The following is a 24,586-nucleotide window of genomic DNA, read 5'->3' on the forward strand; positions in this document are numbered from 1 at the left end:
GACCGTCACAGCCACGCGCATTCACCACGGCTGAGCAAAGGATTCACCATCCAATAGTCTGGTGAGCCTAACCTACGAGACTGGAGCCTCATCATGTCTTCCCTCCCCTGCCACAGCGACGGTGTCCTGGGGAAAGGATCTATGCAGTGCCTTTCGGAATTTGTCGCCAATCCGCAAACCAGTCGACGCCCTCACGCCTGTACACGGCAGTCGTCGACCGCCGGCGAACCGATGGTCGGTCGCGCCGGAATGACACATCTGTGGGTATTGATCGAGCACCCCGGCCCCTGGCCGGCGTCCGCCCCTGACGACATTCTCCCCGTCGCGCTCACCGAAAAAATCTACGCAGCGCAGGGCCGTATCCGTGTCGTGGTGATCCGGCGGACCCGCAACCGCCGAGTCCTCACCCCGACGTGCGTACTCGCCTGGACGGACGGCACACGCCAATGGATGCGGGAAGGGGCGGTCGACCGATACGAGGACCTGTCGGTACTGCCGTTCGAATCGATGTCCACCGGAGCGGAACCCGACTTCGGCCGCTCCCGCACGGAACCGCTCTTCGCAGTCTGCACACATGGAAAGAAAGATGCGTGCTGCGCGGAACTCGGCCGCCCGGTCGTGTCTGCGCTGAACGCGGCACAGATCGCAGATGTGTGGGAGTGCAGCCACATCGGCGGAGATCGTTTCGCGGCCAACATGATTGCGTGGCCTGCCGCAGTCTATTTCAGCCGACTGGACGGCAACTCCGCAATCGGTGCTGCCGAGAAATACCTAGCCGGAGAATTGGAGCTGCTGCACCTGCGCGGCCGGGCGGCACTGTCACAGGCCGCTCAGGCAGCCGAACATGCTGTCCGACGCGCCACCGACATCGTCGCCACGGACGCACTCGAGAGCATCAGCGAGAGTGTCGACGGAGAACACACAACTGTCGATCTTCGGTTGGAGGGGAGAGACTTTCGCGTCGTCGTTCGCTCCGGTCCTCCAGGGCTGCCGTTCCGACATGATTGTGGTGCCGGAGGGACCGTCGAATGGAGCGGATGGACCGTCGAGCACGTTCACGAGCAACCTCACTGACCACTCGATTTCGACAAGAGTGCCCGGCAGGCCATCGAACCGAGATTTGCGCGGACTGACAACACTTCGAATCAGGTCGCGATGAAGGATCGACGCCCCTGGTGTTTACAGCTTGCATTCTTCCCATGACCACCGCACTGACGCCGAATGCCGTACCCCGGTCTGCTGATCCGATCAAAAGTGAGGTCGACTACGAAACACTGGCAGAGAAATTCCGTCCGATCTTCGCGGACATCGCACAAGGCGTCGTCGAACGCGAACGCGATCACGTGCTTCCCTTCCAACAGATCGACGCACTCAAGAATGCAGGCTTCGGCGCCGTTCGGGTGCCGACAACACACGGTGGATCGGGTGCGAGCATCCCGCAATTGATCCGCTTACTAGTCGAGCTGTCGAGCGCCGATTCCAATATCACCCAGGCCCTGCGCGGACATTTCGCGTTTGTCGAAGACCGACTGGTCGCCGACCCCGGCCCGGAGCGTGACATCTGGCTCCGACGCTTCGCGGAGGGACAGTTGGTCGGCAACGCATGGACCGAAATCGGCGACGTTGCATTGGGCGAAGCCAACACCAAGGTCTCGCCCGCACCCGATGCCGACCATTTCCTGGCGAACGGGGCAAAGTTCTACAGCACGGGTTCCATCTTCGCCGACTGGATCGACCTGTACTCGCAGCGCACCGACACCGGCGCATTCGTGATCGCGGCGGTCGAGGCGAGACAACCCGGTGTCACACACAGTGACGATTGGAACGGATTCGGTCAGCAGACGACTGGCTCCGGTTCGTCCGCCTACGAGGACGCAATTGTACAGCCGGAGAACATCTTCGACTTCTCGACGCGATTCAAATACCAGACCGCGTTCTACCAACTGTTCCATCTCGCCACTCTCGCCGGCATCGCCAAGGCTGCGACAACCGAGATCTCTCGTCGAGTCGCCGCTCGCACTCGAACCTTCAGTCACGGCAACGCTCCGAGATACGCGCAGGATTCGCAGATCCAGCAAGTTGTCGGCGAGGTGTCCTCTGCTGCCTTTGCAGCCGAGGCCGTGGCACTGCACGCAGCACAGTCGTCCCAATGGGCATACGAAGCTGCATTCTCCGGCTCGCCGGAGGAAGAGAAGGCCGCCAACATCGCAGCCGAAATCGATTCGGGGCGAGGGCAGGTCGCCTCGATCGGACTCGTCGTTCCGGCCACGGCCAAGATCTTCGACGCACTCGGTGCTTCCGGAGTGAGCCGCGACCTCGATCTCGATCGGTTCTGGCGCAACGCCCGCACCGTGGCCAGTCATAATCCGGTCGTCTTCAAATCCAAAGTTGTCGGCGACTACGAAATCAACGGAACCGAACCGATTTACGTGTGGGCCATCGGGACCGCACCGACCGAAAAGGATGAACAGGCATGACCGTGACCAGTGAAACCGAAGTCTTCGTCGGCGTTCCCGACACATCCGAGGGCTGGATCGACCGGGCTCGCGAGGTGAGCAACATCCTTGCCGCCGACGCACTCGCCCGCGACCGAGCCGGCGAACCGCCGTTCCGAGAAGTTCAGCTACTCAAGGACAGTGGTCTTGTGACACTCCTGGGCCCGGTCGAGTTCGGCGGCGGCGGGCAGCGATGGGAGAGCGCCTACAAGGTGGTTCGGGAGATCGCCCGCGCCGACGGCTCCATCGGACAACTGCTCGGATACCACTACCTGTGGGCATGGGCAGCCAGATTGGTCGGAACCGATCCGCAGATCTCCGCTGTCGAGGAGCTGTACACGAGCAACCGATTCTTCTTCGGCGGCGCGGTCAACCCTCGAGACACCGACCTCACCGTCGCGGACCGCGGAGACACCCTGGTGTTCAACGGTGTCAAGTCGTTTTCCACCGGCGGCCGAGTCACCGACCTCACGGTGCTCGAAGGAATCATCGACGGAACTGCGACGCATGTGTTCGCAATCGTGCCGACTGCTCAGGACGGCATAGTCTTCCGCGGTGATTGGGACAATCTCGGACAGCGCCTCACCGATTCCGGCAGTGTCGAGATCAACGACGTCGAGGTCGACTGGGCAAGTGCGGCAGGCTTTGTCGACAAGGAATTCCAACCTCTGGTCTACAACACCCTGAACTTCCCCGCGATCGAGATCGTGTTCGCGAACTTCTACCTCGGGATCGCCCGTGGCGCACTGGACACTGCGGCCGAGTACACCCGAACCCGTACGCGTCCATGGCCGTACGGCGGTGACAACCGCGAAATCGCAACCGACGAGTGGTACCTCCGTGAGGGCTACGGCGACTTGCAATCGAAGCTGTGGGCGGCGGAGGCCTTCGTGGATCAGGTCAGCCGTGAGGCCGACGCAGTGCTCCACGACGCTCGCGAAAACCTCACCGAGCAGGCTCGCGGCGACCTCGCCGTACGCATCGCGGCCGCAAAACTTCGCGCCGCCGACGTCTCCTTGGAGATCAGCAACAAGATCTTCGAACTGACCGGTGCCAGAGCCACGTCCAACGATGTCGGCCTGGATATCTACTGGCGCAACATCCGGACGCATACCCTTCACGATCCGCTCGCGTACAAGCGCCGTGAAGTCGGTAGTCGTTTTCTGACCGGCGAGATTCCCGAACCCACCTGGTACACATAGCACCCACGAACAGAAAGAGACCGTCGCACGGTTGGTGCGGCGGTCTCTTTCATCGTTACGACCAGGATCACTGATCGTAGATCGGGTTCCGCGCCTGCTGTGCGGTCAAACGTTCAGCAGCGCGGAAGTATCTAGTGATGGCTCACAAATGACTGCTTGGTGCCGGTCGGAGCCGTTTCGAGTTTGTGCTGCTCTTCTTCGTCCTCGTCGTCGAGCATCGTGGCTTCGTTGAACGGAATCTTCCCGTCGAGCACCTCGATGACGCGTTCCTTGTCGATCGTCTTGGTCCACGCGCCGACCAGGAGAGTCGCGACCGCATTGCCCGAGAAGTTGGTGATCGCTCGCGCTTCCGACATGAAGCGGTCGATTCCGACGATGAGTCCGACGCCGTCGAGAAGTTCGGGGCGATGGCTCTGCAGTCCGCCTGCCAGCGTGGCCAGACCGGCGCCGCTGACTCCCGCAGCGCCCTTGGAGGCGATGATCATGAACACCAGCAGCGAGAGCTGTTCACCGAAGGCGAGCGGCTGTCCCATGGCGTCGGCGATGAAGATCGAGGCCATCGTCAGGTAGATCGCGGTGCCGTCGAGGTTGAACGAGTAGCCGGTGGGAACGACGATGCCCACCGTGGTGCGCTCGACGCCTACGTGCTCCATCTTGGCGATCAGACGCGGCAGTGCCGATTCGGAGGACGACGTGGCGAAGATGAGCAGGTACTCACGGGCCAAGTACTTGACCAGCTTGAAGATGTTGAATCCGGTGACCGCGCGCAGCAGCGTTCCGAGAACACCGAAAACGAAGATCAGGCAGGTCAGGTAGAAGCCGATCATCAGGGTTCCGAGCTGGACGACGGCGTTCAAACCGGTCTGGCCGACGACGCTGGCGATGGCGCCGAAAGCACCGATCGGGGCGAGCCAGAGAATCATCGTCAGGATCTTGAACACGAGCTTCTGGATGTATCCGACGGCCTTGAGGATCGGTTCACCCGACTTGCCGAGCGACTGGATCGCGAAGCCGACCAGAAGGGCGACGAACAGAGTCTGCAGCACGCTGCCGGCTGTGAGGGAGGACAGCATCGACGTCGGAATGATGGACGCGATGAAGTCCCAGGTACCGCCCGCGCTGTGGGCCTGATCTGCAAGCTTGGCCACGGAGGCCGCATTGGGCGTGATGTTCAGGCCACTGCCCGGGTTGAGCAGGTTGCCGACGCCCAGGCCGATCGCGAGTGCGATGGTGGACATCCCGATGAAGTAGGCGAGTGCGAGGCCGCCGACCTTGCCGACCTTGGCCGCCGCTCGAACCGAGCCGATGCCGAGCACGATGGTGCAGAAGATGACCGGGCTGATCATCATCTTGATCAGGCTGACGAACAACGTGCCGAGTACACCGACGGACTTACCGAACTCGGGTGCGAGCCAACCGACGAGGATGCCGCCGATGACCGCGACGATGACGCTCATGTAGAGCCAATGCGTCTTGTCGCGCTTTGCCTTGGTGCCCTCGGGCTGTGGGGAACCGTCTACTGTCCCTGTTGCCGTGCTGCTCATGGGGTGTCCTTTGGATCGGATATCTGTGAAGTGATCGGGATCACTTCGAGTCGTGGAGAATTCTTGTTGCAAACAGGTGGGCCCGGAAGTTTGTGTTCATTACGTTCAGGAGGCGCTCGATGGTCGAACGAAAGACCGGCCGACGTATGAGCGTCGCCAGGCAGATCCTGCTCCTGCAATTGGCGTTGTTGGCGCTGGTCATCGGTGTGGGAGCCGCGCTCGCAGTTGTCGACGAACGCCGAGACAGCGACGACGCGATCCGCAGGCAGGTGAGCTCGATAGCGCAGACTCTCGCCCTGTCGGATTCGACGGCGGCAGCCCTGACGAGTCCGGACCCGACCGCGATTCTGCAACCACAGACCGAGAAGATCCGACAGGCCACCGGCGTCGATTTCATCGTGGTGATGGCGCCTGATCGCACTCGGTTCACCCACACGAGCCCGGAGCTGATCGGTCAACTCTTCACCGGGAACATCGACCGCGCACTTGCCGGCGCGACCTTCACGGAGACGTACGCCGGGTCGCTGGGGCCGTCGATCCGCGCAGTCACTCCTGTCTACGATTCCGGCGGAACCCTGGTCGGTCTGGTTTCTGCCGGTGTCACCCGCGAGCAGATCAGCAAGCAGTTCGCCCAAAGTGTTCCGGTCATCCTGTTCGTTGCCGGCGGGGGTCTTCTTGCCGCCCTCCTGAGTTCACTTCTGGTGAGTCGGCGTATCAGGCGACAGACCTTGGGGATGGCGCCGGATGAACTGCGCACCATGTACGAACACCACGACGCCGTCCTGCACAGCATCGGTGAGGGTCTGGTGGTGATCGGGCGAGGCCGAAGCAGAGATGCGCGAGTGGATATCGTCAACGACGAAGCGCGTCGCCTCCTCGATCTACCGGACGGGCCCGTGCCACTTTCGTCCATCCCCGAGACCATGCGAGTCGACGACGCCTCTCCCGCGAAGGATCAAGTGCACCTCACCGACAAGCGTGTGCTGGTGGTCAACCAACACCCGGTTGAGTGGGAGGGCAACAGAATTGGCACCGTGCTGACAATTCGCGATCACACCGAATTGCAGAACGTACTCGGGGAATTGGATTCGGTACGCAGTTTTGCCGAGTCGCTTCGATCGCAAGCCCACGAGAGTGCAAATCGTCTGCACACGATCATCACGATGGTCGAGTTGGGCCGGAACGACGACGCAGTGGCCTTCGCCACCAATGAATTGCGAGTGTCCCAACAGTTGATAGATCGTCTGATGAATGCGGTCCACGAGCCGGCGCTCGCCGCACTGCTGCTCGGGAAAATGAGTGAAGCGACCGAACGCGGGGTCGACCTGACCATCACCGAAGACACCGCGCTCGGTCCGGTTCCTTCGCTCAATGCACGCGAGTTGGTCACGCTGGTCGGCAATCTCGTGGACAATGCTATTGACGCATCGCGCGCGAGCGAGTCTCCGTGGGTGGAAGTGACGGTAATGGAAGAGGATTCGATGATGGTTGTTGCCGTCGCCGACAGCGGCCCGGGAATGACACCCGAAGCACTCGAAAAGGCCAAGGGCCGTGGCTACTCCACAAAATCCGGCTCTCGTGGACTCGGGCTCGCACTCGTCTCTCAAGTGGTGAAACGGCACAGCGGCACGCTCACCAGCGAACCGGCGATGGGCTCCATGCTGGTGGTCCGCATCCCGCTGCGCGAGGCGGAAGCGCCGCGATGATCCGTGTACTGATAGTCGACGACGAACCGTTGATCGCGCAGGCGCACCGTTCCTACGTCGAGCGAGTGCCGGAATTCGTGGTCCACGGCGTGGTTCATTCCGGGAACGCCGCCGTGCGTGCAGTTACGGCGGCCAACGCCACCGACCAGCCCATCGACCTGGTCCTGCTCGACATCGGGTTGCCCGACGCCAGCGGTCTCGACGTGGCTTCCGCCCTGGGCGGTTTGCGGCCCAGTCCGGACATCATCGCAGTTACCTCGGCGCGCGATCTGGAGGTGGTCCGAAGCGCCGTGGCTCGCGGGATCGTCCTCTATCTTCTCAAGCCGTTCACTTTCGCAGCATTCCGCGACAAGCTCGAGCGCTACCTCGAATATCGTGCAGCGCTTCCCGCTGGAGAGTCTGCGGTCAGTCAACACGACATCGACCGCGCGATGTCCGCGCTACGAACGTCCGACGATCGAGCAGCGGCACCGAAAGGCTTTGCGTCTCAAACACTCGGACTCGTCGCAGCGTCTGTCCGGGATTCTGAGGGACCCGTGACCGCTGCAGAGGTGGCAGCATCGGTCGGCGTGTCCCGGGTGACAGCCTGGCGCTACCTGGAAAAGCTGGCAGACGACGGCATGCTCACCCGGGAGACCGAGTACGGGCGCGCTGGGCGCCCTCAGGTTCGTTACCGCAGAACCTGATTGACACAGAACCTGACAGTCACCGAACCTGATTGACACCGAAGCTAGTTTGCGCCAACCGTGTCGAGAACCCAGGCGAACTCGAACGCGACCTCTTTCCACTTCTCGTACCGACCGCTGACACCGCCGTGTCCGGCGCTCATCTCGGTCTTGAGAAGTAGCGGAGCATCACCGGTCTTGGTGGCGCGCAGTTTTGCGACCCACTTGGCCGGCTCCACGTACAGAACACGGGTGTCGTTGATGCTCGTGATCGCAAGAATGGCGGGATAGTCCTTGGCTTCCACGTTCTCGTACGGGCTGTACGAGCGCATGTAGTCGTAGACGTCCTTGTTGTGCAGCGGATCTCCCCATTCGTCCCACTCGATTACCGTCAACGGCAGTGACGGATCGAGAATCGACGTCAACGGGTCGACAAACGGAACGTTGGCGAGAATGCCGGCAAACAGTTCCGGAGCGAGGTTGGCGACAGCGCCCATCAGCAGTCCACCCGCACTACCGCCGTCGGCAACCATCCGGTCGGCCGACGTTACACCGGTGTCGATCAAATGCTTTGCGCAAGAGACAAAATCGGTGAAGGTGTTCTTCTTGGTGAGCGTCTTGCCGTTTTCGTACCAGTGACGACCCATCTCGCCGCCGCCGCGCACGTGTGCGACGACGAAGACGACACCGCGATCGAGCAACGACAAGCGGGCAACCGAGAACGACGGGTCGATGCTCGCCTCGTAGGAACCGTAGCCGTACAACAGCAGCGGCGCGGGACCTTCCGGCGCACCTACGCGCCTCACGATCGAGAGCGGAATGCGGGTTCCGTCGTCGGCTACTGCCCAGTCGCGACGCTGCTCGTAGTTACTCGCATCGAAGTCTCCGAGAACGGGCTGCGACTTACGCAGTGCCAGTTCACCACTGGCGACGTAGTAGTCGTACACCTGCCCGGGAGTGATGAATGAGGTGAATCCGAGCCGGATGGTGGGCTGCGCCCATTCCGGGTTGGACCCCATGCCGATGCTGAAGAGTTCTTCGTCGAAGTCGATTTCGTGACGTTCGCCGTAGCCGTCATCCGTCAACGGCCACACGGCAACCCGAGTGAGCGCCTCGCGGCGGTAGCTCAGGACGAGGTGTCCGGCAAAGGCTTCGGCTTCTTCCAGACGAACGTCTGCGCTGTGCTCGATCAGCGTCGTCATGTTCGTCGGATCCGACACGGGAGCTTCCACCAACACGAAGTTCTCTGCCTTGATGCCGTCGACGACGTCGTTGTGGAGGATCAGGAAGCGGTCCTCTCCCCCGATCACGGCGTGCTCGGCCCCGTACTCGACGCCCTCGCGACGCGGGATGATGACGCGGAAGTCGCCTTCCGGGTTCGCCGATTCCAGCATCCAGCCTTCGCTGGTCACCTTGGAACCGACCCAGATCATCAGGTACTTCTCGCTGCGGGTGGACCCCACCGAAACCCAGTACCGTTCGTCGGGCTCGTGGAACACCGAAACATCTTGACTCTGCGGCGTTCCCAGCTTGTGACGCCACACCGTGTCCGGACGCCAGGAGTCGTCGACCGTCATGTAGAAGACGTGACTGTGGTCGATCGCCCAGGTGGCGCCAGGCGCGGTATCGGGAATCTCGTCGGCGAGCATCTCACCGGTCTCGAGGTTCTTGAACCGCAAGGTGTACCGCTCGTCGCCGACGATGTCCACCGAGTACGCGAGCAACGTGCCGTCCTCGCTGATGGAGAACGCGCCGAGCGAAAAGAACTCGTGCCCTTCGGCTTCGACGTTGCCGTCCATGAGGATCTGCTCGTCGGCCAGCTCGACGCCGGGCGTCAGGTCGGGCGGAGTCCAGTCGTCTTCACCGGCGATGGGGCACCGGCACTGGACGGTGTACGACTTGCCTTCCACGCTGCGCGAGTAGTACCACCACTTACCCATGCGAGTGGGCACCGACATGTCGGTTTCCTGCGTCCGCGACTTGATCTCCTGGAAGATCTTCTCGCGCAAGGGCTCGAGCGCGGCCGTCTGCTCGTCGGTGTACGCGTTTTCGGCTTCGAGGTATGCGACTACCTCGGCGTTGTCCTTGTCCCGCAGCCACTCGTAGTCATCGACGAACGTGTGTCCGTGATGGGTACGTTCGGTGGGGACCTTCTTTGCGACCGGCGGGATCAGGCTCATGCGCTGGGACCGACCCAATCGTCGAAGGACAGACCGGAAATGCGCTCGTACGCCTCGATGTAGCGTGCCCGGGTCGCGTCGACGATCTCCTGCGGCAACGGCGGCGGTGTCGTGTCCGAGCTACGGTCCCAGCCGGATTCAGGGCTCGTGAGCCAGTCGCGCACGAACTGCTTGTCGAAACTGGGCTGCACCTTGCCCGCTTCGTAGCCTTCGAGAGGCCAGTAGCGCGACGAGTCGGGGGTGAGCACCTCGTCGGCGAGCACGAGGTTTCCAGCGGAGTCGAGACCGAATTCGAGCTTGGTGTCGGCAAGGATGATTCCGCGATCGGCTGCGAAGTTGGAGGCGCGGGCATAGACGTCGAGAGTGTCCTCGCGAAGCTGCACTGCCAGCTTCTGGCCGACCTTCTCCACTACCTGATCGAAGCTGATGTTCTCGTCGTGATCCCCGAGAGCCGCCTTGGACGCCGGGGTGAAGATCGGGTCGGGCAGACGCGAGGCCTCGACGAGGCCCTCGGGCAACGCGACGCCGCACACTGCGCCGGTGTTGTTGTAGTCGACCAAGCCGGAGCCGGTGAGGAAGCCACGAACGACGCATTCGACGGGAACCATGTCGAGGGAGCGCACCACGAGAGCGCGGCCGAGAACCTCTTCCGGGATGCGATCGTCGTCGGGCTCGCCGGCCAGGTGGTTGGTGCCACCGAGGACGTTGAAGAAGAACACGCTCATCGCGGTGAGCACGCGACCCTTGTCCGGGATCGGCGTGCTGAGCACGTGGTCGTAGGCCGAGATCCGATCACTCGCGACAAGCAGCAGATGCTCGTCGTCGATCGTGTAAAGGTCACGGACCTTGCCACCGGCCAGATGAGTGTAGGAATCAAGTGTAGGACGCACCCGGTCACCCTATCGGGCGTTCGCAGTTCGTACAGAACCCCGGTAGCCGGGACAGGTAAGCGTCCTCGCCGATCGGAGAGCTGTCCGCCCTGCTCATCCGGATATGCAGGTGGCCCCTCGCCAGCAGGCGAGAGGCCACCGTCACAGTCGATGAACTACTGGTTTGCGGGCAGCTTCGACAGGCCCTCGTCGATCGAATCCAGCGTCAGAAGAGCCGTCTGATAGGTCGCGGCCAGCGAATGCTGGACCTGGACGACGTTGCCGGCCTTCACTGCGGGCAATTCCTTCCACAGCTCGGAATTGACCAGCTCCTGCAACTGGGGCGACATCGAGCCGTCGGCATTGAGGCCGTAGACGATCACGTCGACATTTCCGAGATTTTCACCGATCTTCTCGATGGATACCTGTTCGACGTGGATGTCGGCAGGGTCTGCGGGGGTGCCGGGGAACTGCAGTCCGAGTCCGTCGAAGAGATTGGTCGTGTACGAGGACGCGTACTCGCGTGAGAAGGTGCCGGCTTCTGGCTTGCAGACGTTGCACACGCCGCCGAAGGTCAGCGAGCCGAGCTTGTCCTTGTACTTCGCGGCCAGTTCGGCGGTTTTGGCGTCGTAGTCGTCCTTGAACTCGCCGTAGTTGTCGGAGACATTCGCGGCATCGGCGAACTGCTCGCCCAGCACTCGCCAATCAGCAGGAACCGTCGGTCCCAGGAAGACGACGGGAGCGGCCGCCTCGAGCTGCGCCATGTCCAGCTGGCTTTCGACTCGAGCGGGAACGCCCATGATGATCAGATCGGGCTCGGCAGCGACGATTCCCTCGTAGTTGAGCTGGGAGACGTTGCCGTCGGGTGCGACCTTCGGCAGAGCTTCGTAAGCGGCCTTGGTCTTGTCGTCCATGTTGCCGAGTTCACGGGTCCACTCACATACTGCTGCCAGGTTCGCTCCCGCCTGAATCAGCGGCAGAACTGCGTATCCGCAGGCCACGATCCGTTGCGGGTCGCTCGGGATCTCGATGGATCCGTTCTGTGCCTCGAAGACACGGGTCTGCGAGCTCGCGGCTGTCGTCGACGATTCGGACGACGCCTCCTCGGAGTTGCTACAGCCGGCGACGCCGACCGCCAGCGCAGCTGCTGCGCCGATCACCACTGCGCGGCGAAACCGCGACAGACCTTGAACCCGCATGTTGAACTCCATCTGAACGCACCGGACTGCTCCGGAATTGATTTGGTGAGGCTAACCAATATCAGGGCACTGGACCTTTACACAAACACAGCTCCCGAGGAATGAACTGCGCCTCCCGAGCCGCCCACGCTCACAGCAGCACGCCTCCCACTGAGAGGGAGCAAAGCAAGATTCCTCTCGAATCGGACACGCGAACTCGCTACCTTGCCTTCGCGATACCTCATCGACTCGCCACTCTCTCCGCTCGACGAAGGGCTCACACATGTCCCGATCCACCCGTACCTGCTCACTACGGTCTGCCGCGGCCATTGCGTTGACCAGTAGCTTTCTCATCACCGGTTTCGGCGCCTCGATCGCGCAGGCCGAACCTGGCCCCTCGGCTCCGCTGTTCGGCTCGCTGGATTTCGGATCCAGCAACTTCGGCAGTTCCGAGCAGACCCCAGATGCGCCGCGGCTGACCGGGATCGACAATTTCCGCGACGTCGCAGGCACCGGCGCCGGATACTCGGGAACTTTCGGCCTGCCCGTGAACAAGGGAGTCTTCTACCGCGCGAACGCGATCACGCCCAAGGGCGATGACATGAGCAATCTCGAAAAGCTGGGACTGACAAAGGTTTACGATCTGCGCACGGAACCCGAGATCGCCAGTAAGCCCGATGTCTTGCCCGACGGGGTTGCGTACGAGAACATTCCGATCCTGTCCGGGAACATCGCCGAGATGATCGCGAAGATCAAGTCCCCCGAGGACTCACGATCGATGATGCAGGACATGAACCGCGCCTTCGTCACCGGAGCGACGGAGCGAGCCGGGTTCGCGCAGTTGCTCACGGGTCTCGCGGAAACCGAAGGTGCACAGGTCTTCCACTGCACCGCAGGCAAAGACCGCACCGGCTGGACGTCGTTTCTGCTGCTGAGTATCGCCGGTGTCGACCGCGCGGTGATCATGAACGACTACTTGCTGACCAACGAGTACACGGCCGAAGGCATGAAGGCCACGCGCGCGGGCATCGCGGCGAGCCTGGGCGAACAGATGGCCGTCAACATGGAGCCCCTGTTGGGTGTCGAGGCAAGCTATCTCGATGCCGGTCTCGCCCAGTTGGACCAGACCTACGGGTCGGTCGATCGATACCTGACCGAGGGCTTGGGTCTGAGCCCGGCGACTGTCATGACGCTCAAAGCCAAACTGCTGGGCTGAGCGGCACGGATGCCCCGGGTTCGACGAGGGATCCGACCCGGGGCACGTGTACTTCTCTGCCCGTGCCGCGGCGGATGCGCCGCAGCGTCCCGTGCGTCAGCGCGATACGGCGATCACGTTGTTGCGGTACGCCCAGATGACGATCTGCACACGGGTACGAACCTGCAGCTTCTTGCAGATGTTGCTGATGTGCGACTTCACCGTGCTCTGTTCGAGGCTGAGGGAATCTGCGATGTCGTTGTTTCCCAAGCCTTGTGACAGCAACTGCACCACATCCATTTCACGCGCACTGAGACCGTGATCCGATCCGGAGCGCGCCGTGGACATCGGTGCCGGCTTACGCCTCGCGAACTCCACGATCAGTCTCGACGTCAATCTCGGCGAGAGCACCGAACCACCTTCGGCCACGGTCAACACTGCCGACGAGAGCTCTTCGGGATCGGCGTCTTTGAGCAAGAACCCTGCGGCACCGCTGTCGAGCGCCTCGAAAACGTACTCGTCGAGATCGAACGTGGTGATCACGATGACGCGGGTCCCGGGAAACTCGGCAAGGACCTCCCGGGTCGCAGTCAACCCGTCGCCGTGCGGCATTCGGATATCCATCAGCACGACGTCCGGACGCAGTGCACGCACCTGCTCGTACGCCTCGACTCCCGTCTTGGCATGCCCGACGACGCGAATCTCGGGGTGACCGGAGAGAAACAGCTCGAACCCCTGCCGTACCACCTGCTGGTCGTCTGCAATAAGGACATCGATCATGCGTTGATCCTCCCGTTCACCGGCACCAGTGCCTGCACAGCCCACTCACCTTCCGAATTCGGTCCGGCGTCCAGTTGACCACCCATGAGCGTCGCGCGTTCGCGCATTCCCACAATTCCGAGGTTTTGCCCGTCGGAGGCCGGGCGAGCGTTCCCGAGAGTATTGACCACCCGTACCCTCACCGCACCGGCTTCTCGACTCAGACACACCTTGGACTCGCTACCCGGCGCATGGCGAAGGACGTTCGACAACGCCTCCTGCACGATGCGGTAACACGTCAACTGGACTCCGCTGTCCAGGTCGTCGAAGCGGCCGACCTTCTCCAACGAGATCGACGAGATGGTGCGCTTGCAGTCGTCCACCAACTCGTCGATGTCGGAGACCATGGGCGTCGGGAAATCGGGGTCTTCCTCACCCAGGCGAAGTATCCCCACGATCTGCCGCAAGCTGTTGAGGGCCCGCTGACCCTGCTCGATGACGCCCCCCAGAAGGGCTTGCGCTTGTTCGGGATTGCTCGAGAAGAACTTGTCGGCGGCACGAGCCTGGATGATCATGCCGGTCATGTGGTGGGCAGCGACATCGTGCAGTTCACGTGCCATGTCCTGCCGTTCGGCGACAACGGCATTCGCAATCTTGCGTTCGCGGTCCCGGTGCAGATCCGCTACTGCCTGACTGTTCTCCACTGCTTGTTTTCGCAGGCGCGCGACGATCTTTCCCATGGCTGCGACGACCAGAAAACTCGTGACGGTGTTTGCCGCCGGTTCGAGGAACAAGTGAGGCAACTCCCCCACCTGAACCTCGGCGACCGTCAGCCCGTCCCGTTCGGTGAGATACATCGCCAAGATCACGTCCATCGCCATTCCGAGGACCAGCAGTCCGACCAGGCGCATGCCTGTCACTCGGATGGACACTGCCATGATCGCGAACCAGAAAAGCGGCGTGGCCCCCAGCGATCGACTGCCGAGGAAGAGCATCAATCCGCCGGATCCTGCCAACGTCAGGAGGTAGTACGCGATCGGGTACCGCCGGCGCGCACACGCCACAACGGTCAACACCGTCAGGAAACCCATGATGCCGACGACGGTTCCCGGATCGCTCAGCACTCGATTGCTCGTCTCGGGTTCAGTCTTGAGACTGGCGAGACCGAACACCCACGGCACACTCAGCAGGCCGACGATCACGGCCGCCGTGGCCGGGTTGTTCAGGTTGAAACGTCCCCACCCTCGCGATGCCAGGGCTTGCCCCGGGGCATTCTGACCAGCCGAGTCGAACATCCACTCCCCATTCCGCATCCGATGATTGACGTTCATGGTGGCATGCGCGCACCACTTGGTCCCACATTCGGCGAACGTGAAGGGAATGTTCGATTCCCGGCTCCTACCAAAGCACTAGTTGAAGGTGAAAGGCCTAGTACTTATGGCTCAGCTGAACTGCTCGACCAACCGGTTCACCATGTTGGTTGCGCTGTAGTAGTCGAGACGGAAGGTGTCCAGACCCACGGCATAGACGTGGTGATCACGAATTGCCGGATGCTGGGCCAACAGTGGAAGTGCCTCGACCGCCTTCACCGCACCGTCGTCGGCACTGACCAAGATCAGGGTGTTGCCCGCGATACCGTCGTAGAGGTTCTCCGCCGAGACCTGAATGATGTCCTTGCGCTTACCCATGGATTCACTGCTCTTCGCGGACTCGGGAATGTCGGCGACCGTGAAACCCATCGCCGTGAGCAACTTCGCCTGCCCCGACTCGTGCGTCCAGATATTGGCGCCGCTGCCGTCCTCGTAGTAGACCAGCGCAGTGGTCGGCTGCGGGGGAAGTGTGATCTTGGCCTTCGCGGCCTCTACTGCGCTGTCGAACTTCGCGACCGTGGCCGCCGCGTTGTCTTCGAGACCTGTCGCCTTACCCAGCACAGCGGCGACTTCCTGCCAACTACTTCCGCCGTAGTCCACCACGATTGTCGGCGCGATGGCCGTGAACTGTTCGTACAGATCGACGACGGAGTCACCTCCAGTTGCCGAGACGACGATCAGGTCCGGGTTCTGCGCCAGAACGGATTCCGCGTTCGCACCGCCCATCGGCAACACTGCAAGTCCGCGTTCTTCTGCTATTTCGCCCCACTGTGTGAACAACCCCTGCGCATCCGAGACGTCGGTGTTCGGTCCCGTCGATGCGGTAGCCACCACCGGAGCGTCGATCGACAACAGCGTGCCCGTCAGCGTCACACTGGTCGAGACGATCCTCTCCGGCTTCGACGTGATCTCCACCGGCCCCTTCGGCGTTTCCACGGTACGCGGCCAATTACCCTGCGATGCAGCTGAGTCAGCATCGGAATCGGCATCCGCAGAACTACAACCGGCGAGGGCGAACCCTGCTACCAAGACTGCGGAGAGCACCTTGAGGGTGCGTGATTTTTTCATTGTGACGCCCACTGGCGGACCACCCCTCGAATTCAAAAGCCCATCAAATTAGGTTAGGCTGTGCTCATGCTAACTCAGGCGGTGACCGAATTGTCCGCTACCCTCGCGGCCTCGCCCGACATCGAGACGTCCTGGAATCGGATAGTGCAACAAGGAACGCCGATCATCGAAAGCGTTGATACACAGACTGTTCGAGTTACGTTCCTCTGGCGTCAGCCCGAGGAGACCGAGGTCGAGCGCGTTTACCTGGATGCAAATTCGCTGACCGACCATCACGCAGAACAACTCAGCGTGATGCAGCGACTCGGCGACAGTCCGGTGTGGTTCTACACCGCCGAAGTCTCGAACACCTGGCGTAGCAGTTACAGCATCATCCCGGTACCGAAGTCCGTAGTCGACGAGTTCGACTATCCGGGAGCAGGCAAGGAAGACTCGACCCGCCGCACCCGCTGGTTGGGGTTGCTCGAGCACCGAATTGCCGACCCACTCAATCCGCTTTCCGCAGGTGTGGACACAAGGCGTTCCGTCGCCGAGATGCCCTTGGCGCCGGTCCAGTTCGGTTGGGATGCTCCAGTTTTCAGGAAGTCGGTACAGCTCACCTGGGCTAGTTCGACTTTGGACGTCGAGCGGCCGGTGTGGATCTACGAGACCGTGGACGACGGATTGACACCGCTCGAAGAACGGCCGCTCGTGATACTTCTCGACGGGCGTCACTGGGCCGAGGTCATGCCGGCAGGCGCCGCCTTCGATCGTGCGGTCCAGACCGGCAAACTGAAATCCTGCGTTCTGCTGGCCATCGATTCCGTTGACAATCAACGCCGTTCGCAGGAATTGCCGTGCAACCGCGACTATTGGAGTGCAGTCGTCGACGAACTGCTTCCGCAGGTGCGCGCCGTCACACCTTTCTCGTCTGATCGAACGCGAACGGTGGTCTCGGGGCAGAGCTTCGGCGGCCTGGCTTCGATGTTCGCAGCACTCGAATTCCCCGAACACTTCGCGCTGGTCGCCAGCGGGTCCGGTTCGTTCTGGTGGCCAACCGGCTTGAAGCGCGGGGAAGACGGCCCGCCGGGTGGAGACATAGCCGCACGCATCGAGCGCGACGGCGCACCGGACGGATTACGCGTTGTCCTCGAAGTAGGTAAGCACGAGTCCGACATGGTCGGGCACAGCGCAGCGGTCGCACAGGCGCTGGAGGCCGCAGGAGCGCAAGTGTCGTGTCGGATCTTCGACGGCGGCCACGACTGGTTGTGCTGGCGCAGTGTCCTTCTGGACTCCGTTGTCGAACTGATCGGCAGTCCGTGAGACAGACCACGCTCTAGGCCGGCTCGATGTCACCAAGCTTCCAAGTCCGATCGAAATATGGTTCGAGCGGTCCGTAGAAGCGGAAGTACGAGAACCAGTGCTGACCCGCAATGGTCTGAACCCAATTGGGTTCCTTCCCTACCGGAGCTGTAGGTCCGTAGTAGAGATCCACCGAACCGTCCTCGTTGACAACAAGATCGGGATCTCGCGAGCCACGGTCGCCTCGGCCCTGCTGGTTGTCGACAAGGCAGCGTGTGTCGACCGAGTAGACCGTCGCGGACCAGAACAACTTTGCCGGGACATCGGCGGGTACGTGGAGTGTGTAACTCTTTCCTCCGTCCAACCAGTGCCCCTCGGCGTCGGCGTAGCTACCCAGATACGCCTGCCCGAGTCCGGGCGTCGTACTCTTCATCGCCTCGGAGAAGCTGACCGCCTCGTAGAACCACGACGCGCGTTCATAGAACTCGTCGTAGTTGTCCCCTCGCTGAGCTGAGTTGTCCAGGACAATCGCCAAGTCCCACTGGCGATCCGGCCAGTAGCGCGAACCGGGGAAGCGTTTGACGAACGCATTCGCCTGGGCGAACACCTCCCCCACTTCGACGGCCCGTTGCAAGATCTTTCTCGCTCGATCATCCGGGGCGAATGGCTTGCCCTTCTCAATCCCCAGCTGCCGAAGCCACGCCATCGGGAAGCGGTCGCGCTCTTCGACAGGTTCGTCCTGCACGATGTCGTGCAGGAGTTCCCAGTATCGAAGGTCTCGCGGCTGAATTCCGCTCCAGGGCTTGCCGTCCGGTGAGACCAGACGCGTCGGAGTCGGATTCTCACGATCGGAGTACGGGTACACCCGGACGGCGTCGACCAACGCGCCCGAGCGCGCCGGGTCGGGATCGAGCGTGCGGAAGCCGAACATGATGTGCATCATCGGGGAGTGGACAACGGTGTAATCACCTGTGTCCTCGGCACTCTGGCCTGGGCCGACTACCAGGGTCTTGCCACCCTTGCCTGCATCGGGGCCCATCTCACCGAGCACCGCGAATTCTCGTTGCCAGAAATCTGCGATGCCCCCGGCGGTCGGCCCTGGCGGCAATTCGATCACCAACGGCCCCGTTGCACCGAGATCGAAAAAGTTCAAGATGTACGGAGTCGTCGCGTTGGCGGTGATCAGGCCTAGTCGGTCACGATATGAGCGGTAGACGACGATATCGGAGGCAGTTGCTCCGAAGATGTTGGTATGCACGTCCATCCACTGAGCCCAGGACACGATGGGTATGGCCCACAAGTACGCCTGCACTGCTGTTTGGAAGTCGAGCTCGTCGAAGACCGTTGCGATGGTTTCGCGAGCGGGAAGCTCTCCGTCCCTCGGGACAAGTCCGGAGGAATACGTCAGTTCGATGTCGGCCATACCCAGATGGTGCTGGGAAAAACCTCGGCGCGAATCACCCACACCGGGTGAACCTCTAGTTCAGTGCGCCTCGAATGACGGCAGCCGTGCTGTCGAGGATTGTCCGATTGGGCGTGCGAGGTAGGGCGCGCAGGCCGAAGCCGTCGCCGCGATTTCGCGGAATGACATGCAGATGAACATGGAAGACTTCCTGCCCCGCAACAGCTCCGTCGGAGAGGTGCAGATTCACTCCGTCGACGGGGAGAGGTCCGGTACGCATCGCCGCGGCGATCTTCTGCGCGACGGCGAAGATCCTGGCACCGTCGTCGGGATCGAGCGTGGACAATCCACTGGCATGGCGCTTCGGCACGACCAGGAGATGGCCGGATGTGAACGGCCGAATATCCATGAAGGCAAGAACGTTCGCATCGTCGTAGACGACACTGGCCTCGGCCTCACCGGCGATGATGGAACAGAAGATGCAGTCCATGGTCTCGGGCCCCTGTGCGCCTTTTCGGTAGTGGTGACCACCGAAAAGGCGCACGGGGCGTATCCCTTACAGAATCGGCGACGGCGCGTACGCCGCAGCTTCGGGGTTGGCGTCGACAAGTTTCTGCACCTCGGCGACAACGGCATCGACCTGAGCCGAAGCGGCACCGACAAAAGCAGCCTTGTCGGCCAGGGCCTCGTCGAGTGCAACGCGGTCGAGCGGCAAACGGTCGTCGGCGGCAAGACGATCGAGCAGGTCGGGCTCCTTGCCCTCTTCACGCATCGCCAGCGCAACTGCGACGGCGTTCTCCTTGATCGCCTCGTGTGCGGTCTCGCGTCCGACGCCGGCGCGGACGGCGGCCATGAGCACGCGCGTCGTGGCGAGGAACGGCAGATACCTGGTCAGTTCCTTCTCGATGACGGCCGGGTACGCGCCCATCTCGATCAGCACGGTCAGGAAGGTCTCGAACATGCCGTCGATCGCGAAGAACGCGTCCGGGAGCGCGACGCGGCGCACGACGGAGCAGAAGACGTCCCCCTCGTTCCACTGTGCACCCGCAAGCTCGGCTGCCATGGAGCCGTATCCGCGCAGGATCACCTGAAGTCCGTTGACTCGCTCGCACGAGCGGGTGTTCATCTTGTGCGGCATCGCCGAGCTGCCGACCTGGCCGGGCTGGAAGCCTTCGGTGACCAACTCGTGGCCGGCCATCAGGCGGATCGTGTGTGCAAACGACGACGGGCCCGCGCCGACCTGAACGAGCGCGGAGATGACGTCGTGGTCGAGGGAACGCGGGTACACCTGGCCGACGCTGGTCAGTACGTGAGCGAATCCGAGGTGCTCCGCAACCTTCGCTTCGAGCTGCTCGAGCTTGGCCGCATCGCCGTCGAGGAGGTCGAGCATGTCCTGAGCGGTCCCCATCGGGCCCTTGATCCCACGAAGCGGGTACCGGTCGATCAGCTGGCGCAGACGCGTCAGTGCAACCAGCAGCTCGTCGGCGGCCGAAGCGAAACGCTTGCCCAAGGTGGTGGCCTGAGCTGCGACGTTGTGCGAGCGGCCGGCCATAACGATGGACGAGTACTCGGCAGCGCGCTCACCCAAGCGGGCGGCAACGGCGATGCCGTGGTTGTAGACGTGTTCGAGAGAACGCACGATCTGCAGCTGCTCGACGTTCTCGGTGAGGTCGCGGCTGGTCATGCCCTTGTGGACCTGCTCGTGTCCGGCGAGTGCGTTGAATTCCTCGATGCGTGCCTTCACGTCGTGGCGGGTGACCCGCTCGCGGTCCGCGATGGACTCGAGGTCGACGTTGTCGATGACACGCTCGTAGTCGTCGATGGCGTCGGCCGGAATGTCGATGCCCAGCTCTGCCTGCGCACGCAACACCGCCACCCACAATTGACGCTCGAGCACGATCTTGTACTCGGGAGACCACAGAGCAACAAGCTCCGGGCTGGCGTATCGGTTGGCAAGGACATTCGGGATGCGGCTCACGAGGCCTCAGTCTAACGGTGGCCGAGCAGTGCTGTTACCCCCGATAGAGACCCGAGCTAGACCGGCGGCGCCATCACGTCGATCGATTCCAAGAGCATTCCTCTGGCCAACCCGCGTGGATCCGGGTCGTACTCCCCGAGCGCCGTGATCATCGCACCGTCGACCATCGCGACAAGACGGCGCAATTGCCCCTCGGGAGCCGTTCGGCCCGAGCGTCGAAGCGCATCGGTCAACAGGTCGTCGAGCTGGGCGCGTAGGCGCAACTGCACGTCACGAAGCGCGGGATGACGGGCACACGCCACAAATCGTTCGTAGCGCGAGATCAATCGTTCGCGGCTCTCCGGCCGCTTCTCTTCGTCTCCGAGCAGCAGCTCGACCAAGAGTTCGACGGTTGATTCCGCGCCCCGCCGACGTTGGGTCACCGCAGCCACTCTGGCGCGCATCGCTTCCATGTCGGCGTTGCCGTTGAGCTCGACGGCACACGCGATCAGATCGTCGAGTGAGTCGAAGTAATAGGTCGTCGAAGCCAGTGGAAGGTCAGCTCTGGTTGCCACCGCTCGGTGACGAACGGCGTCGAACCCGCCCTCCAGCAAAAGTTCAGCAGCGGACGCCACCAGAGCTTGGCGACGTCGTTCACCCTTGGGCGTAGCTGCAGAAGACACCACGACATCGTGCCAGCAGAGGGCACCTCCGCATGGCGAAACAGCTCGAAGACCCTGCTGTTTGTTACCCGAGCCACTTCTCGAGGCGGGTCAGCGCCTCCTGGATGTCGGCTGTCGCGCCCGCGAACGAAAGTCTGACCATCCGGTTTCCATGGACGGTGTCGAAATCGATTCCGGGTGCCAGCGCGACCCCGGTATCTGTCAGCAACCGGGCACACCACGCGGTGGCGCCCTCGTCGCCACACAGATGGCCGATGTCCGCGTAGACGTAGAACGCACCGTCGGCGGGAGCCAGCTCGGTGATGCCCAGTTTCGGCAGCCCGGTCAACAGCAGTTCACGATTGACGGCGTACCGCTGAACGTGCCCGTCCAACTCGGCCTTCGCCTCGTCCGAGAACGCCTCGACGGCGGCGTACTGAGAGATCGCGGGCGGACACACGGTCATGTTCGACGCAAGTCTCTGCAGCGGGCGCCGAAGGTAGGTCGGCACCAACATCCACCCGAGTCGCCAACCCGTCATCGAGAAGTACTTGGACACCGAGCCGATCACAACGGATTCGCGTGAGGTCTCCCAGGCGCTCGACGTGTGCTGATCGCCGTATCCGATGCCGTGGTAGATCTCGTCCGAGATCAGAAGAGTTCCGTGCTGCTCGCACCACGTCGCCAATGCAGCGAGCTCCTCGGGCGAGATCACCGTGCCCGTGGGATTTGCGGGGCTCGCGACGATCAGACCGGCAGGCGGCGACGGCAAAGCCTCGAGCATTTCCACTGTCGGCTGGTATCGAGTTGCCGGCCCGCAGTCGAGTTCGACGACGTTGCAGCCGAGAGCGGCAAGGGTATTGCGGTACGCGGGATATCCGGGGCGAGCAACCACCACGGTGTCGCCCTCGTCGAACGCGGCCAGGAAGAGCAAGGTGAACGCCCCGGACGAACCGGTCGTCACCACCACGTCTTCGGCGTCGACGGCGATTCCCGATCGCTCGCTGTGGTAGCGCGCAATAGCCTCGCGTAGCTGCAGGATCCCGAAAGTCTCGGTATACCCGAGTAGTTCGGTGCCCAGAATCTCTCGCGTCGCACGTAGCACCGGTGCCGGCGCGGGCGTCGACGGTTGACCTGCCGCCAAGGTCAGGACGTCACCATGTGTCCGCTGACGTTCGGTCGCGGCCTTCCATACATCCATGACATGGAAGGTCTGGATATCTGATCGACGAGATTCTGAGCGCACACTCCGACGGTAGTCGAACCGTGGTGCGGCAAGAAACGACGACCACCCATTGTGACGATCCGACAGATTCAGGCGCTCAGCATGAGTCGATTCAACGAGACCTGGGCCACGTCCCTCGCGCAACATTGATCAACGACTTCCTTCGATCAAAAGGTGCATCAGATGAAAGCTCGCTCAGTGCCCACCGCGGCTCTGGTCACGATCGGCGTTCTCACGGTTGCCTCGTGCGGAAGCACCTCTGATCCTGGCGGCAATTCTTCCGGCGATTACGCCAAGGACGGCAGCTTCACGACGATCGTGAACACCGACCCCGGGAACCTTCATCCCCTGATCACCAATCTGACTGCCACGCAGGCGATCAACAGCTATACCAACGACTCGTTGTTGGCCATCGACCCCAAAACCCGCGCAGCGGGCCAGTATCTGGCCGAAAAATGGAGCGAGAACGGAACTTCGCTGAACTTCACCCTCAAAAAGGGGATCACGTGTGAAGACGGCACGACCTTCACTGCCCAGACAGCGGCAAACAACATCAACTGGGTCGTCGACACGACCAACGGCTCTCCGTGGTTGGGAGCATCCGTACCCGAAACTGCGGTAGCAACCGCTGATGGTGACGAGCTCACGATCAAGACAACGGAACCCGCGCCCTTCCTCCTCGAGCGCATCGGCGCTCTCAAGATGGCGTGCCAGGCAGCCCTCGACGACCCTGCCAGTGTTCGAGGCAGCAGCAACGGAACCGGACTGTTCAAGATCACCGAAGTAGTGGCCAACGATCACGTCACGCTCGAACGCCGCGACGGATACAACTGGGGGCCGAACGGCGAAACCACGTCGGACACGCTCGGAGTGCCCAAGACGGTCACGATCAAGGTCGTGACCGACGCCGCGACGACGGCGAATCTCGTCCTCACCGGAACGGTCAACGCGGCCCCGGTTGCCGGCGCGGATATCGAACGTGTGGAAGCTTCAGGCCTCGAGTCGATGACGTCCAACACCCTGAGCGGACAGTTCATCTTCAACCACAATGCGGCTCTCCCCACCAAGGACGAGGCGGTACGCACCGCACTCGTGCAAGCGATCGATCTCGACGATTACACGGACATCAACACCGGTGGCAAAGGCTCACGAGCTACGGCACTGGCAGTAGTCGATCCGCGGGCGTGTGACTTCGACAGCGTCACCGGTGTAGTTCCGAAGTTCGACATGGCCGCTGCGAAAAAGACTCTTGCGGACGCCGGTTGGAAGCCCGGATCCGACGGTGTCCTGACCAAGGACGGTCAAGCGCTGCAATTGACGGTCATCTTTGCCAACTACCGCGACACCACCTCTGCAGCAGCAGAATACGCGATGAAGCAGTGGCAGGAGCTCGGCGCGAAGGTAGAGCTTCGTGGTGGTGACAACAACTTCATCATTTCCAACACATTCGCAGCGAAAGACCTGACGTCATGGTCGATCTCGATCGGACTGACCGTCCAGAGCGATACCCCCAGCATCTTCGTTCCGTACTTCGCCGGCCCCACCCCACCGTCGGGTGTCAACTTCGCATCGATCGACAATCAAAAGTACGCCGAACTGGCGGCGAAGGCCTCGGTTCTGCCCGGGCAGGAATCCTGCTCGGTGTGGAAGGAAGCGGAACAAGCACTGTTCACCTCGTCCGACGTCATTCCGGTGTCCACGTCGCCGAACTTCATGTTCTTCAACGGCGCAACGGCCCTGTATGCACCAGTTGGCGGCACCCTGGCCGGCCCTGGCATTCGCGTTCTGAAATAAGCCGGAAGACAAAGCTTTACGTCTGCATCTATTT

Annotated in this window: 20 protein-coding genes; 8 read left to right on the forward strand and 12 right to left on the reverse strand. The window is 62.1% G+C overall.

The window, feature by feature from the left end:
• Positions 1-231: 231 nt before the first annotated feature.
• The 3 genes from RWT78_RS03625 to RWT78_RS03635 all read left to right on the forward strand — a co-directional run bounded on the left by RWT78_RS03625 (position 232) and on the right by RWT78_RS03635 (position 3,697).
• Entirely contained in the window at positions 232-1,074 is an 843-nt protein-coding gene (locus tag RWT78_RS03625) for a sucrase ferredoxin (protein WP_314673999.1), read from the forward strand.
• A 125-nt stretch (positions 1,075-1,199) separates the two neighbouring features.
• Positions 1,200-2,477 (forward strand): acyl-CoA dehydrogenase family protein, encoded by a 1,278-nt coding sequence (locus tag RWT78_RS03630; RefSeq protein WP_314674001.1) that lies wholly within the window; start codon positions 1,200-1,202, stop codon positions 2,475-2,477.
• Positions 2,474-3,697: an acyl-CoA dehydrogenase family protein gene (locus tag RWT78_RS03635; protein ID WP_003945555.1), complete on the forward strand. Its 1,224-nt coding sequence runs from the start codon at positions 2,474-2,476 to the stop codon at positions 3,695-3,697. Before RWT78_RS03630 ends, RWT78_RS03635 begins: the two co-directional genes overlap by 4 nt.
• Positions 3,698-3,828: 131 nt before the next feature.
• Here RWT78_RS03635 and RWT78_RS03640 read toward each other — a convergent pair whose 3' ends face one another.
• Entirely contained in the window at positions 3,829-5,241 is a 1,413-nt protein-coding gene (locus tag RWT78_RS03640; protein WP_003945501.1) for a C4-dicarboxylate transporter DctA, read from the reverse strand.
• Between the two features lie 119 nt (positions 5,242-5,360).
• Here RWT78_RS03640 and RWT78_RS03645 point away from each other — a divergent pair, with 119 nt between their 5' ends.
• Positions 5,361-6,947: a sensor histidine kinase gene (locus RWT78_RS03645; RefSeq protein WP_314674004.1), complete on the forward strand. Its 1,587-nt coding sequence runs from the start codon at positions 5,361-5,363 to the stop codon at positions 6,945-6,947.
• Positions 6,944-7,633 (forward strand): response regulator, encoded by a 690-nt coding sequence (locus RWT78_RS03650; protein WP_003945570.1) that lies wholly within the window; start codon positions 6,944-6,946, stop codon positions 7,631-7,633. The genes RWT78_RS03645 and RWT78_RS03650 overlap by 4 nt, the downstream gene beginning before the upstream one ends.
• A gap of 44 nt (positions 7,634-7,677) precedes the next feature.
• Here the strand turns inward: RWT78_RS03650 and RWT78_RS03655 are convergent, their stop codons facing one another.
• The 3 genes from RWT78_RS03655 to RWT78_RS03665 form a co-directional block, all read right to left on the reverse strand.
• Entirely contained in the window at positions 7,678-9,792 is a 2,115-nt protein-coding gene (locus tag RWT78_RS03655; RefSeq protein WP_065351976.1) for a S9 family peptidase, read from the reverse strand.
• Entirely contained in the window at positions 9,789-10,682 is an 894-nt protein-coding gene (locus RWT78_RS03660; protein ID WP_003945463.1) for a phosphoribosylaminoimidazolesuccinocarboxamide synthase, read from the reverse strand. Before RWT78_RS03660 ends, RWT78_RS03655 begins: the two co-directional genes overlap by 4 nt.
• A 155-nt stretch (positions 10,683-10,837) precedes the next feature.
• Complete coding sequence (locus tag RWT78_RS03665; protein WP_082845674.1) at positions 10,838-11,872, reverse strand: ABC transporter substrate-binding protein; 1,035 nt, start codon at positions 11,870-11,872, stop codon at positions 10,838-10,840.
• A 250-nt stretch (positions 11,873-12,122) separates the two neighbouring features.
• Here RWT78_RS03665 and RWT78_RS03670 point away from each other — a divergent pair, with 250 nt between their 5' ends.
• Entirely contained in the window at positions 12,123-13,055 is a 933-nt protein-coding gene (locus RWT78_RS03670) for a tyrosine-protein phosphatase (protein ID WP_314674009.1), read from the forward strand.
• A 96-nt stretch (positions 13,056-13,151) separates the two neighbouring features.
• On the opposite strand, the gene RWT78_RS03675 is transcribed toward RWT78_RS03670, so the two are convergent.
• The 3 genes from RWT78_RS03675 to fepB all read right to left on the reverse strand — a co-directional run bounded on the left by RWT78_RS03675 (position 13,152) and on the right by fepB (position 16,231).
• Entirely contained in the window at positions 13,152-13,814 is a 663-nt protein-coding gene (locus RWT78_RS03675) for a response regulator transcription factor (RefSeq protein WP_003945911.1), read from the reverse strand.
• Positions 13,811-15,088, reverse strand: a complete 1,278-nt coding sequence (locus RWT78_RS03680) for a sensor histidine kinase (RefSeq protein WP_007734428.1) — start codon at positions 15,086-15,088, stop codon at positions 13,811-13,813. Before RWT78_RS03680 ends, RWT78_RS03675 begins: the two co-directional genes overlap by 4 nt.
• 147 nt (positions 15,089-15,235) lie before the next feature.
• Positions 15,236-16,231: a Fe2+-enterobactin ABC transporter substrate-binding protein gene (fepB, locus tag RWT78_RS03685; protein ID WP_314674013.1), complete on the reverse strand. Its 996-nt coding sequence runs from the start codon at positions 16,229-16,231 to the stop codon at positions 15,236-15,238.
• 66 nt (positions 16,232-16,297) lie between these two features.
• Here fepB and fes point away from each other — a divergent pair, with 66 nt between their 5' ends.
• Positions 16,298-17,533 (forward strand): enterochelin esterase, encoded by a 1,236-nt coding sequence (fes, locus tag RWT78_RS03690; protein ID WP_314674016.1) that lies wholly within the window; start codon positions 16,298-16,300, stop codon positions 17,531-17,533.
• Positions 17,534-17,546: 13 nt separating this feature from the next.
• Here the strand turns inward: fes and RWT78_RS03695 are convergent, their stop codons facing one another.
• From RWT78_RS03695 to RWT78_RS03715, 5 genes are all read right to left on the reverse strand, one after another.
• The gene (locus RWT78_RS03695) at positions 17,547-18,935 is read right to left on the reverse strand and encodes a DUF1254 domain-containing protein (RefSeq protein ID WP_314674018.1); all 1,389 of its coding nucleotides are present in this window, start codon (positions 18,933-18,935) and stop codon (positions 17,547-17,549) included.
• A gap of 55 nt (positions 18,936-18,990) precedes the next feature.
• Complete coding sequence (locus RWT78_RS03700) at positions 18,991-19,404, reverse strand: HIT family protein (RefSeq protein WP_037132292.1); 414 nt, start codon at positions 19,402-19,404, stop codon at positions 18,991-18,993.
• Positions 19,405-19,470: 66 nt separating this feature from the next.
• Positions 19,471-20,892 carry an adenylosuccinate lyase gene (gene purB / locus RWT78_RS03705; protein WP_003945775.1) on the reverse strand — a complete coding sequence of 474 codons (1,422 nt, stop codon included), beginning with the start codon at positions 20,890-20,892 and terminating at the stop codon, positions 19,471-19,473.
• Between the two features lie 56 nt (positions 20,893-20,948).
• The gene (locus tag RWT78_RS03710) at positions 20,949-21,554 is read right to left on the reverse strand and encodes a TetR/AcrR family transcriptional regulator (RefSeq protein ID WP_046379784.1); all 606 of its coding nucleotides are present in this window, start codon (positions 21,552-21,554) and stop codon (positions 20,949-20,951) included.
• 64 nt (positions 21,555-21,618) lie between these two features.
• On the reverse strand, positions 21,619-22,779 hold the full coding sequence (locus RWT78_RS03715; protein ID WP_314674021.1) for a pyridoxal phosphate-dependent aminotransferase: 1,161 nt from the start codon (positions 22,777-22,779) through the stop codon (positions 21,619-21,621).
• Positions 22,780-22,941: 162 nt separating this feature from the next.
• On the opposite strand from RWT78_RS03715, the gene RWT78_RS03720 reads away from it, so the two are divergent.
• Entirely contained in the window at positions 22,942-24,552 is a 1,611-nt protein-coding gene (locus RWT78_RS03720; protein WP_314674023.1) for an ABC transporter substrate-binding protein, read from the forward strand.
• Positions 24,553-24,586: the final 34 nt, after the last annotated feature.

The sequence above is a fragment of the uncultured Rhodococcus sp. genome (genome assembly GCF_963525155.1).
Classification (GTDB): domain Bacteria; phylum Actinomycetota; class Actinomycetes; order Mycobacteriales; family Mycobacteriaceae; genus Rhodococcus_F; species Rhodococcus_F qingshengii.